At 37.1% G+C, this 12240-nt stretch carries 6 protein-coding genes, 1 pseudogene and 1 riboswitch; of the genes and pseudogenes, 3 read left to right on the forward strand and 4 right to left on the reverse strand.

Annotated elements, in window-relative coordinates; genetic code table 11:
• Nucleotides 1–75 precede the first annotated feature (75 nt).
• Together BXY64_RS19680 and BXY64_RS19685 are read right to left on the reverse strand one after the other, a co-directional pair.
• Nucleotides 76–1395, reverse strand: coding sequence for an O-acetylhomoserine aminocarboxypropyltransferase/cysteine synthase family protein (locus BXY64_RS19680; RefSeq protein ID WP_120241682.1), 1320 nt, complete (start codon nucleotides 1393–1395; stop codon nucleotides 76–78).
• Nucleotides 1396–1852: 457 nt separating this feature from the next.
• Nucleotides 1853–1965, reverse strand: a riboswitch (SAM riboswitch).
• A gap of 218 nt (nucleotides 1966–2183) precedes the next feature.
• Nucleotides 2184–3440, reverse strand: coding sequence for an aspartate kinase (locus BXY64_RS19685; RefSeq protein ID WP_120241683.1), 1257 nt, complete (start codon nucleotides 3438–3440; stop codon nucleotides 2184–2186).
• A 289-nt stretch (nucleotides 3441–3729) separates the two neighbouring features.
• On the opposite strand from BXY64_RS19685, the gene fbp reads away from it, so the two are divergent.
• Complete coding sequence (gene fbp, locus BXY64_RS19690) at nucleotides 3730–4752, forward strand: class 1 fructose-bisphosphatase (protein ID WP_120241684.1); 1023 nt, start codon at nucleotides 3730–3732, stop codon at nucleotides 4750–4752.
• Nucleotides 4753–5318: 566 nt separating this feature from the next.
• On the opposite strand, the gene BXY64_RS19695 is transcribed toward fbp, so the two are convergent.
• Complete coding sequence (locus BXY64_RS19695) at nucleotides 5319–5996, reverse strand: hypothetical protein (RefSeq protein WP_120241685.1); 678 nt, start codon at nucleotides 5994–5996, stop codon at nucleotides 5319–5321.
• 1020 nt (nucleotides 5997–7016) lie between these two features.
• Here BXY64_RS19695 and BXY64_RS21785 point away from each other — a divergent pair.
• Nucleotides 7017–7106 (forward strand): annotated as a pseudogene (locus BXY64_RS21785) (hypothetical protein); the annotation flags it as partial.
• A 184-nt stretch (nucleotides 7107–7290) separates the two neighbouring features.
• Nucleotides 7291–10641, forward strand: a complete 3351-nt coding sequence (gene mfd, locus BXY64_RS19705) for a transcription-repair coupling factor (RefSeq protein WP_120241687.1) — start codon at nucleotides 7291–7293, stop codon at nucleotides 10639–10641.
• Nucleotides 10642–10706: 65 nt separating this feature from the next.
• On the opposite strand, the gene BXY64_RS19710 is transcribed toward mfd, so the two are convergent.
• Complete coding sequence (locus BXY64_RS19710; protein ID WP_120241688.1) at nucleotides 10707–12173, reverse strand: PAS domain S-box protein; 1467 nt, start codon at nucleotides 12171–12173, stop codon at nucleotides 10707–10709.
• Between the last annotated feature and the right edge of the window lie 67 nt (nucleotides 12174–12240).

The raw sequence follows: 12240 nt of genomic DNA on the forward strand, positions 1-12240 counted from the left end.
CGTTTGTGGTAATGAGGTTAAGAGTATCTCGATCGAAATTCATCTATTAAATTCCGATCGAGATTGCTATAAGAACTAATTAATTGTCTCTACATTTATTGCCTTTTCAACCGCTTGTTTGATGTCTGCCTTAATATCTTCAATGTGTTCAATACCCACTGAAATTCTTAGCAAACCGGGTTCAACGCCCGATGCCTTTTGCTCTTCCAAAGTCAATTGCTCATGAGTTGTTGAACTTGGATGAATGATCAAAGTTTTTGCATCTCCAAGGTTGGCTACATGAGAAAGTAACTCAACTCCATCTACCAATTTATCGGCAACTTCTTTTCCGCCTTTCACTTTGAAAGTAAGTACCGAACCAGCACCTTTTTTGAAATATTTCTTTGCTCTTTCGTAGTATGGACTCGATGGCAAGCCAGGGTAATTTACCTGTTCCACCCAATCTTGTTCTTGCAACCACTCGGCTAATGATAAAGTATTTTCGACATGACGATCCAAACGAAGCGAAAGAGTTTCCAATCCTTGCAGTAGCAAAAATGAATTGAATGGGCTCTGGCTACATCCGTAATCTCTCAACCCTTCAACTCTTGCACGAATTGCAAAGGCGATGTTTCCAAAAGGTCCATCTACTCCAAACACATCAGAGAAAACCAAACCATGATATCCTTCAGATGGCTCAGAAAACTGAGGGAATTTTCCATTGCCCCAATTGTAATTTCCACCATCAACAAGCACACCGCCAACTGCAGTACCATGGCCACAAATCCATTTGGTTGCCGATTCAACAACAACATTTGCTCCATGTTCCAATGGACGGAACAAATATCCTCCAGCTCCCAGAGTATTGTCAACAATTAGTGGCAAATCGTGTTCTTTTGCAATTGCTGATACCTTCTCGAAATCAGGAATTGAGAACTTTGGGTTTGGCAATGCCTCCACGTAAATCGCTTTTGTATTTTCATCGATTAGAGGAAGAATGGTTTCAGGATGATCGATATCAACAAACTTACACTGAATACCCAAACGCTTAAACTGTACCTTAAACTGGTTGTAAGTTCCTCCGTAAATTTGTGAAGCACTAATGAAATTATCTCCTGCTTCCAAAATATTGGTCAATGCCAAAAATTGAGCTGCTTGACCTGATCCGGTTGCAACAGCTGCAACTCCACCTTCCAATGCGGCAATTCTCTTTTCGAAAACATCATTGGTTGGATTCATTAATCGAGTATAAATGTTACCAAACGCTTTCAAGCCAAACAAATCGGCTGCATGTTTCGAGTCATTAAAAGTGTAAGCTGTAGTTTGGTACAAAGGAACTGCTCGTGAATTTGTTGTTGCTTCAACTTCTTGTCCTGCGTGTATCTGTAGTGTTTCGTATCTTAAATTATTTGACATGGCGATTCTATTTTATAGCTGCCAGCCGCAATCTCCTGATAGCTTATCGGGATTGCATATTGTTGTAGCAGCTTAGGATTTAATCCTTGATTTAAAATTTGATTAATTTGGTATTAGAAGCAAAGGCTTCTGATGGTCGCAAATTCTGTATTTATCTTATGTACAAGCAGACTGAACAGTTAGATGGATTCAGTTTTGATTGCATCAATTCCTATTTCTGAAAATCAGAAACCATTGAAAAAATAATTTAGAATTTGAATTCCCTGGTTCGGAGTTATTTTATACGCACCAGCATCTAAAAAATAGGGAAAAAATTTAGACAGAATGCGTTACAGCATACGCATCATTCGCTGCATTCGCATCATAGTGGTAATAGATGCCAAAGTTTGCAACTGAATGTTTTGCTCTGGTTGAGCCTGCTTTTGAATGTGAATTTCTGTCTTCTTCATGATCGTTTAATTTATATTCACCAAATTAAATGGTCAGGATTTGACACCTTTCAGCTTTTGGTTTTTGCCGGGGTTGTCAGAAGGTCATCGAGCCTGTTCTCTCACTTCTTCTGTATAAATTAATGATATCCTCCTGCGAGTATTACCTTAAATATCTGCAACAAATATAGGCATGATTTTTTAATCTCCAAATAAAAGAGGCGATACTCTTAAATTTTATCTCCTGAAAATGTGCTAACTATACCTTATATATGCAAAGGGTATTTTTCTGTGAAAAAAAATTAAAAAAGAAAACCCCGGGTTAAAACCCAGGGCAAGTTATAATGAATTTCTATCTGTTTATACAATCACGAATTGAGCTGTATCTCTGCTTCGTTGTTCCAACAAAATTTCTCTTCCGGCAGTCATTCTTTCCACCGCCTCATCATCGTGATGACGAATGGTAATTAGTTCTACATCATCGTTGTATTTCACTTCAAAATCCTGCGAAATTTCATCCAACAAATTATTCAATCTTCTTTCCGATTTATCGACACATACCGAAAAGCTAATTGCCGAATTTTGAGTTAAATTCACCTTCATTCGATGCTTTGCAAAAAGAGCGAACAAGGAACTTAAATTTTCCTCCAAAATGAAAGAAAAATCAGTTGGTCGAATGGATAGTAACACCTGATCTTGTTTGCGAATATAAACAGGCAATTGCTTTTCCATCTGCTTTGATGCTGTACTAATTAAAGTACCCGATTCGCTATAGTTGATAAATGATCGTACCTGCAAAGGAATCTTCTTTCGCTTGATAGGCTGAATGGTTTTTGGATGAATTACTTTTGCTCCATAAAATGCCAATTCAATGGCTTCCTGGTACGAAATTCTATCCAGCTTCTGAGCATCATCCAACCATTTCGGATCTGCATTCATAATTCCAGGAACATCTTTCCAGATTGATAATTTATCCACATCTAAAATGTAGGATAGAATTGCTGCTGTATAGTCCGATCCTTCGCGACCTAAAGTTGTGGTTTGATTGGTAGTTGTACCGCCCAAAAACCCCTGAGTAACATACACAAAAGTGCTGTTAAAGCTAAAGGTTTGATGCACCAACTTATGCGAAAGATCCCAATCAACTTTTCCTTCTCGGTAGCTATTATCTGTTTTTAAACAAGTTCTGATGTCAATCCATTTATTTGGCGATCCACTTTTGCGCAGATATTCCGATACAATGGAAGTTGAAATTAACTCACCAAACGAAACGATCTGATCGTAATCAAAATCGTAATCCAAAGTTGGTTCTCCTTGCAAATAGGCATGTAGTTGCTCGAATAATCGATTTACTTTTTCATAAATCGCATCTTCCTTATTTGCAAACAACTCATTAATGATGTCAAAATGATAAGACTTTATCTCACGAAACTTTGATTCTACCATATCTGATTTTGCACAAAAATCATTGGTAATATGCTCTAAAGCATTGGTAGTTTTACCCATTGCCGAAAGAACAATTATGGTTTCGTCTTTATAAGATTGAACAATCTTTACAAAATTTTTGACACCTTCGGCACTGTTTACCGAAGCACCACCAAATTTAAATATGTTCATGGAAAATTACTTAAGTTTTATTGTTTTTGGCTTTCGCCACTTTTAATAAAAATTGAAGGTACTAAATAAAGCTTGAGCAAAGCAAAAATATTTTTCAACATTTTGCTTTTTTTACATTTTTTAAGATAAGAAAACACTGTATAGTAGCTCAAAAATGATTTAACCGTAAAAAGCACTATTTTGATTTTAAAAAAACTTTTCTGTCAACGTTTGAAATAAGGGTTTGGCATTAAATAAAAAAGCATAACTTTATGCCACCAAATGAATGTAAACCAAAAGCCTTTTTAAAATGACTGAACACAATAATGTTCAAACCCTGAATCAATTTATTATTGAGCGTCAGTCTGATCATCCGGGAGCAAAAGGAGAGTTATCTCGTTTGCTTCATCACGTAGAAATTGCTGCCAAAATTGTAAACCGTGCTGTAAACAAAGCCGGGTTGGTAGATATTCTAGGCGAGCACGGCGATCAGAATGTTCAGGGGGAAGATCAGCAAAAGCTAGATGTTTTTGCCGATACACACTTTATTGATGCCTTAAGAGCAAGTGGCGAATGTGCTGCTGTAGCTTCGGAAGAGAACGAAGACATTATTATTTTCGAAGATGAGATGTGCAAAAACGGAAAGTATGTTTTCTGTATGGATCCATTGGATGGTTCTTCGAATATTGATGTAAATGTTTCCATTGGAACCATTTTCTCGATTTTTGAACGTATTACTCCACGCGGACAAGTTGCCAACATGGAAGACTTCTTACAAGAAGGAACCAAACAGGTTGCTGCGGGATACATAATCTACGGATCATCAACCATGTTGGTATATACCACAGGTAATGGTGTAAACGGATTTACCCTCGATCCATCAATCGGAGAATTCTGTTTGTCGCATCCAAACATTAAAACACCAAAATCGGGAACCATTTATTCCATTAACGAAGGGAACTACATTAATTTCCCACAAGGAGTAAAAAAATACATTAAGTATTGCCAGGAGAAAGATGCTCGCAGCAAACGACCATTTACTTCGCGATACATTGGTTCTTTGGTAGCCGATTTTCACCGCAATTTGTTAAAAGGAGGTATTTTTATTTACCCACAAACCAATAAAAATCCTGATGGCAAGCTGCGATTGATGTATGAATGTAACCCTGTAGCATTTATTGCTGAACAAGCAGGTGGCCTGGCTACCGATGGAAATGGCAGAATCATGGAAATTACTCCTGATTCGTTACACCAACGTGTGCCTTTCTATACGGGTTCGACCAATATGGTGAAAAAAACAGAAGAGTTTCTACACTTCTTCAACAATATTTGATTTCAACAACTAACCAGAAATCCAAAATGAAAAGCCACTTCTCAATTGAGAAGTGGCTTTGATTTTTTCTGCATTTGATACTCCACTTGGCAATCTATGTATTTCTTCATTCAAAATGAAAGGATACGTAAAGCCAGCATTAATGCTGGCTCTACAAGAATTGTTTTTTATAACTGTGAGTTTAAGGCAATGCTTTTCTCATCTTACATTATTGATACTCTCCCATTAGAGTGAAAGCTTCAAAAACATGTCATCTTTATCTCATTATTTCGATAAAATTGCCTTTACAAACCAACATTGCACCCCACAAAACTATGATGCACCATTTACATGTGTTTAATGCTTACATATAAATTTTCCTGAGCCATTTGCAAGCATGCAACTCTTACTTTTTCCTTTTTGGCTGATGTTTGCATGCCTATACTTTTTACAATTTTTTAATCCTGTACAATTTGCAAGCCTGCAAACAAGGTTCAATTCTTTTCTTGTACCCTTTGCAGACTTGTTGCTTTCAGTTCAAAAAAATAATGTGGTGTATGCAAGCATGCAATGCCTGCATCAACAATTTATGCCTCGCTTTGTTCGGTTGGAACCTCTGGCTCTTCTTCTTTTTTAACCTTAGCTGCTGCCTTAGGGAACAATCTGTCGGCATATTTCTTGCCAAACATTTTTGCAGCATCGTGATAGTTGTACTCATACTGCTTTCTCAATTCAGCCTGTGCACCTTCTTCGTCGGCAATTGCCGTTTTTACTTTTGTATCCTGCACATCCAAGCCATTTATGCTATTGCGTACATTAGCAATGGCAGTGTTTAATGGAGCAAGGCTAGAGTTCAACTCATGTTCAGCACCCAAATTTTCGATACGCTTGGCAATCTGTTCGGCCATTTTCATTTCTTTTGCAATTGGCGCACGAACAATATCGGAATATTTACCATCGGGAAATAGGAGTTGATAAACTGGTCTGCCAGGATTTTTTCTGTCAAACAATTTTGCCTCATCCGATACATTTCGAATTGCATCATCCAAAAGAGCATCGTTATAGATAACATCATCCTGTGCTGCATCCCTCAACTCTTTTTGCTTTTCGGTTTCCAGCTTTTTTGCTTTTAAAGCATCAATCGAAGGCTGAATGTTTGTAACTAATTGATCGGCTCCTTGTGTACGGTTGCACAATCTTACATGACGAGTTCCTTTACTTAGGTGAGTTTGCGACGACATATTGTCATTCAAAAGTGTTGCCATCTTCTTAATTTTTTAAAATTAAACATGTATTATTTGGGTTAGTCAATTTCAATTTGTTTATCAATCATAAACCCCTATCCGCACTCAACCCCAGCAAACATCAATCATTCAACAACAAAACTCCTATATATTTTTTTATGATTCAATTATGAATTTAACATTTATTTTTAAATCAAACATGAAAACCTATGTTTTTTTGATTAAAAAATCCTTTTATCAGGATTATAAAAGCTTTTATCAGGAATTTAAAGCTGTTTAATCCCACTCTAGATAGTTGTAGGTTAAGTGTATAATCACGCACTCTCTATGCGAAAAACAATCAAAAATATTGATTTACCCTTTAGGCAAAAATCAAGAACCAGCACAATCAGTTTGGAAATAATACCGATTCCTATTCAAATTGTGTTATTGACATCCCCCTCACTTTGTTGTAATTTAGCTACACCAATCTCACACCTTCTTATAGCATACCATTTTCACTTAAAATCCTATAGAAATGAAATCGATATGTTTACTATTGGTATTACTTTATTTTGCAATGCCAGCCCAATCGCAAGAAGAAAAGGTAATCATCAACAACATTGAGTTGAACCAAAGTCAAATTGAAGAATTTGAAAAGTATTATGGTACCAAGCCTCTTCCGGGTAATTACTGGTACGATAAAACCAGCGGTTTATATGGGGTTGTTGGCTATGCTTCATTTGGTTTTATGCTGCCCAACCATGACTTGGGCCACTTAAAGCGTGATGCCTCGAAAGGACAAACCAATGTGATTGTAAATGGCAGGGAATTGCCACAAAACGAATGGCTGGTTTGGAGCTATGTATTGGGCTATTACATTCAGCCGGGAAATTACTGGTTTGATCATTTGGGAAATGCAGGCTATATCGGAAATCCAATTCCTACCGTAAATTTATACCTGGCCGCACAACAAAATGGATACAGCGGCAAAGGAAGTGGTGGCGATAATTTTTGGTCGACTCGATTTAGTGCGGGCAATTACGATCAAGGCAATACCAGAGGTTATGTGAGTGTGCCGGGGCATGGACCTGTTGGGTATGGATTTTAGTAAAATCAAATTTCCAAATCATAAAATCCAAACCATTCTAACATTGTGATTTGAGCATTGCAGCTTGGTTTCTGAAACTTTTCCCTAAATTTGCCTTTCAATCAATAAAAAGGGAATCATTGGAACTGTACCGATTATCATTTGTAATATCCATTTAGTACACTGTGTTTCTAAACGGTTTTCAAATGTATATCGGCATAATACCTGCATAATTTAGGGAGATAAATGGTATTAAAAGAACTTAAAAACATTTTTGCTGAACATCCGGCACGATTCAGCATTGAAAAACAATTACATGGCAACAGCAATTTTCACCTACACTTGCGTGGATTGGTAGGATCGGCTTTGCCCGTGATGGTTTCATCATTAGAAAGCCAGGCAAAACCTCAACTGTTCATTTTAAATGATAAAGAGGAAGCTGCCTATTTTTATAATGATTTGTGCAATTTGATTGACGAAAGTTCGGTTCTTTTTTTTCCATCATCCTACAAGCGTTCGGTACAATACGAAAAAACGGATAACTCCAACATTATTCTACGTGCCGAAACTTTAAACAAATTAAATTCTAATCATCAAGCAAGCTACATTGTTACTTTTCCTGAGGCAATTGTTGAGAAAGTAATCAGCCAGGATCAACTAACCGAAAATACCCTTAAAATTAAGATTGGGGAAAAACTCTCGCCTGAATTTGTAGAGGAAGTTTTGGTGGATTATGAATTCGAGCGTGCCGACTTTGTAGTTGAGCCGGGCCAGTTTTCGATTCGTGGGAGTATTATCGATATCTTTTCTTTTTCGGATGAACATCCATACAGAATTGATTTCTTTGGTGAAGAAGTGGAATCCATTCGTGTGTTCAATGTGGAAAATCAACTTTCGATTAAAAAGCTGGATACGGTAGATATCATTCCAAACATTCAGGAAAATCTTTTAAAAAATTCCAGAATCTCATTCCTGAACTTTGCCCCAGACCAATCGGTTTTTTGGTGTAAAAATGTGCAGTTTATCAGCGATAGAATTCAGGCAATCTACGAAAATACCATAGAGAAAGTTCCTACTTTGGAATTGGGGGAAGATACGGTTGCTACAAAAGATTACCTGATAAAAGGTTTGGATTTTATCGATCAGCTGAATCAATATTCGTGTATTGAATTTGGGCAAAAATTCTTTTTCCCTACCGAGAACGAAATTCAGTTCAATCAAGCACCCCAACCTGCTTTCAACAAGAACTTCGATTTGTTGGGCGAGCACTTGCTGAATAACAATGCCAGAGCCGAAAGCAATTACATTCTATCTGATAATGCCAAGCAGATTGAGCGTATTCAAAATATTTTCGATGACAAAGGAATAGAAGTAGAGTTTCAATCTGTGGATCAAACCTTACACGAAGGTTTTTCCGACAGAGATTTGAGAATCTCCTTATTTACCGATCATCAAATCTTCGATCGTTATCACAAGTTCCGATTAAAAACAACTACGGTACACAAGGCCAAGGAATCGGTTACCTTAAAAGAAATCAACCGACTTCATCCGGGAGATTATATCGTGCATGCCGATCATGGTATTGGCCGATTTGGTGGTTTGCAGAAGGTTGATGTGAATGGGAAAGATCAGGAAGCAATCCGTTTGGTATACAAAGACAACGACATACTGTTTGTGAGTTTGCACTCGCTACACAAAATTTCGAAATACAAAGGCAAAGACGGCTCTGCCCCGAAAATTTACAAATTGGGAACCGGAGCATGGCAAAAACTGAAAGAGAAAACCAAGAGCAAGGTTAAAGACATTGCCAAAGAATTGATCGCCCTATATGCAAAACGTAAGGCCGAAAGAGGTTTTCAGTTCAGTCCCGATTCGTATATGCAACAAGAATTGGAAGCTTCATTTATATACGAAGATACCCCAGACCAGGTAAAAGCTACAAAGGCTACCAAAGAAGGAATGGAATCGCCTTTCCCAATGGACCGGTTGGTTTGTGGTGATGTTGGTTTCGGGAAAACCGAAATTGCCATTCGTGCTGCTTTTAAAGCAGTGGCCGATAACAAACAGGTTGCTGTTTTGGTTCCAACAACCATTCTAGCCTTCCAACATTTTAAAACTTTCAGCGATCGTTTAAAGAATTTCCCATGTCGTGTTGATTACATCAGCCGCATGCGAAAAGCAAAAGATCAAAGAGAAATATTAAAAGATTTAAAGGCTGGACAAATCGACATTTTAATCGGAACCCACCGAATTATTGGAAAAGATATCGACTTTAAGGATTTGGGATTACTGATTGTTGATGAAGAGCAAAAGTTTGGTGTAACTGTTAAGGAAAAGTTGAAGCAGATGAAAGTAAATGTAGATACCTTGACGCTTACAGCAACACCTATTCCAAGAACACTGCAATTCTCATTAATGGGTGCTCGCGATTTGTCAATCATCAATACGCCGCCGCCAAACCGATATCCAATTGTAACCGAAGTTCACAATTTTAACGAAGACATTATTCGCGAAGCCATTTCTTACGAGGTGGAACGCAACGGCCAGGTATTCTTTATCCACAATAGGGTTCAGAATATTAAAGAAGTTCAAGATATGATTCACAGAACGGTTCCTGGAGTTTCAACTGTTGTGGCCCATGGTCAGATGGATGGACCAAAGTTGGAGAAAATCATGCTCGAGTTTATTCGCGGCGATTACGATGTGTTGATTGCAACAACCATTATCGAATCGGGCTTGGATATTCCGAATGCCAACACCATTATTATTAACAATGGTCAGAATTTTGGATTGAGTGAATTGCATCAGTTAAGAGGTCGTGTTGGTCGTTCAAACAAAAAGGCATTCTGTTACCTGTTGACTCCTCCTATGGAATCGATGACCCAGGAAGCAAGACAAAGACTACAGGCCATCGAAAACTTCTCTGAACTGGGAAGCGGGTTCAACATTGCCATGCAAGATTTGGACATTCGTGGAGCTGGAAACTTGCTGGGGGGAGAGCAATCTGGTTTCATTACTGACATTGGTTACGAAACCTATCAACGAATTTTGAACGAAGCAATGCTTGAGTTGAAGGAAAATGAATTCAAAGATGTTTTTGCTGACGAAAAGAAAGAGGAAGAAAAAGAGGTCATCCGTTTTATTAACGATTGTCAGATTGATACCGATCTTGAAATTTTATTCCCTGAAGAATATGTAGAAAGTATTTCGGAGAGAGTTCGTCTGTATCGTGAATTGGATAATATCCAAACTGAAGAGGAAATCGAAAAATTCGAAGACCAACTAAAAGATCGTTTTGGCGATTTGCCTGAACCAAGTATTGAATTGCTAAACGTGGTTCGTTTAAGATGGTTGGCTCTTGACCTGGGAATTGAAAAGCTGATTTTAAAAAGCAACAAGCTGGTTCTGTATTTCATTTCCGATCAGGATTCTCCTTTCTATCAATCGACACAATTCAGCAAAGTGCTTCAATTCTTACAAGCCCAAACAATTCCTTGTAAAATGAAAGAAGCAAAAAACAGACTGAGCTTAAGCTTCGAAAAAGTTTCGAATATTGTAGCTGCTACCGATATCCTTATGAAAATAAATCAGGATTAATGATAAAAAAAAGATCGCTCAGGTTAATACTAAGCGATCTTTTAAATATTTTATTGGTGTAAAGTTTAATCTTCAGGTATTTCTCTCACCAAAACCAAAACCTTATCATTTCCCAGGTTGGTAATGCGAGCTTCGTACCAATGTTCACCTTTTGTTGTTTTCATTTCGTATTTGAATTTCTCCATAAACCCAACACTCAAAACTTTCTCTATTTTCGCTTCAGCCAACTGTAAAGCTTCTCCTGAAAATACTTTCTTTAAATGGGCACCAATTATTTCATCTTTAGGAAGAGCTAAAAAAGATTCATCTTCCATTTTATAATCCTCAAAAATGCCTTCTTTATTCACAACAAAAATTAAATCAGGAATGGCATTGATTAAATCTTTGTTTCTGCGTTCGCTTTCCTCAAGCATCAACTGACTTTTCTTACGAACCGTTACATCCCTTACATAGCAAACTATTCCTTTATCGATTCCCTTCTCGTTTTTTAGCATCGAAGAGTATAGCTTTAGATAAGTTTCTTTACCATCGATATCAAATAATAGTTCCACTTCGTAATTGCTATTTTTTTCAGTTGGAATCAACAAATCTTCAGCAAATGATTTTTCTCTGCCCGATAAGGATAAATCGCTATAAGGCTTGCCAATGATTTCATTTTCCTTTTTACCAAATATTCTTTCGCATCCTTTGTTCCATGATTTAACCCTTCCATTTAAATCGAAGGTTACCACTCCATCATGAAAATGATTGATAATATCTGCTTTTTCAGCCAACATCTCTCGATAAGAATATTCCTGGGTAATATCACGAATAATAAATTGAAGATTGTTCTTTCCGTTAAACTCAATATGAGCAGCAGTTAAGCCAACATCAAACGGATCGCCATGAATGGTTTTAAATTTTAAGTGAGTATATTCTATTCCCTGCCCCATTTGAACAGCTCGATCGAACTTTTCTTTAAATTCCTCTTGATACTCTTCACTGATATAGGAAAGAAGTTGAAGTCCCATAAGGTCTTCAATATATGCGGTCCTGAATAATTTTAATCCCAAACAATTTAGATATTCAATTCCACCGGCTTCATTTATAACCAAAATTGCCTCTGGCGAATCTGTAATAAAATTACGAAATCGCTTCTCTCTCATTTTTTGATCCAAATCGAACTGATGTTTATAAAACGCCAATTCAATTGATATTCCCAACTCTTTTTTATCGATTGGTTTTACCAGATATCCATAAGAATGGGTATTGATTACTCTTTGGATGGTAGATTCTTCAGTATCGCTGGAAAGGAAAATAACCGGAATATCAAATTTAGATTTTATCAATTCTGTTGTTTGAATACCATCCAGATCTCCTCCCAAATGAACATCCATAAGAACAATATCCGGATTTAATTTTTCACACAAACGAATGGCTTCTTTACCATCTTCAACAATTCCTAACAAATCGTAACCTAATTCCTTTAAGAACATTCGGAATATTGTCGAAATTAAGTTGTCGTCCTCAACGATTAAAATCTTTTTTTTCATTAAGCAGTAATTGAAAATTTTACCGATACTAATACAATTTAATACCTAGAGCATGGGTTATTCACCT

This window comes from Marinifilum flexuosum, from assembly GCF_003610555.1.
GTDB classification, from domain to species: Bacteria; Bacteroidota; Bacteroidia; order Bacteroidales; family Marinifilaceae; genus Marinifilum; species Marinifilum flexuosum.